Genomic DNA, 619 nt, shown 5'->3' on the forward strand with positions numbered 1-619 from the left:
GGACCGAGCTGGACATCTGGCAGTACATCTATCTCGAAGGCATCCCGATTGTGCCGCTGTACTTTGCCGCCGAACGCGAAGTGATCGAGAAGAACGGCACGCTGATCATGATCGACGACGAGCGCATCCTCGAGCACCTGTCCGATGAAGACAAAGCGCGCATCGTGAAAAAGAAAGTGCGGTTCCGCACCCTTGGCTGCTACCCGTTGACGGGCGCGGTGGAGTCCGAGGCCGAAAGCCTGACGGACATCATTCAGGAAATGCTCCTGACGCGAACTTCCGAGCGCCAGGGCCGGGTCATCGACCACGATGGCGCAGGCTCGATGGAAGACAAAAAACGTCAAGGTTACTTTTAAGCTTCGAGTTACAAGCGGCAAGCTGCGAGTTAAAGGCGGTATGAGTAGCTTTGCAGTTTGGCGCTTGCAGCCGGTTGCTGCGGGCCGGAATCGGATGACTCGTAATGGATTTCGAGAGACTGGTTGTATGGCAGCGAAGCAAATGTCTGGCGGTGAGGATTTTCAAAGAGTTTGCGCGGTGCGGGGATTTTGGATTCAAGGATCAGATCACCCGTTCTGCACTTTCAGTGCCTTCCAATATCGCTGAAGGCATGGAGCGTCGG

General features: G+C 55.6%; 2 protein-coding genes. Both read left to right on the plus strand.

Going from position 1 to position 619, the window contains the following annotated elements; all coding sequences use genetic code 11:
- Window positions 1–356 (plus strand): phosphoadenosine phosphosulfate reductase family protein (locus J5M71_RS26540; RefSeq protein ID WP_207838445.1); only part of this gene is annotated, 356 nt, incomplete at its 5' end.
- 104 nt (window positions 357–460) lie between these two features.
- On the plus strand, window positions 461–619 hold a 159-nt coding region (locus tag J5M71_RS26545; protein WP_207838447.1), incomplete at its 3' end, for a four helix bundle protein.

The sequence above is a fragment of the Pseudomonas sp. 43(2021) genome (assembly GCF_017490805.1).
Classification (GTDB): domain Bacteria; phylum Pseudomonadota; class Gammaproteobacteria; order Pseudomonadales; family Pseudomonadaceae; genus Aquipseudomonas.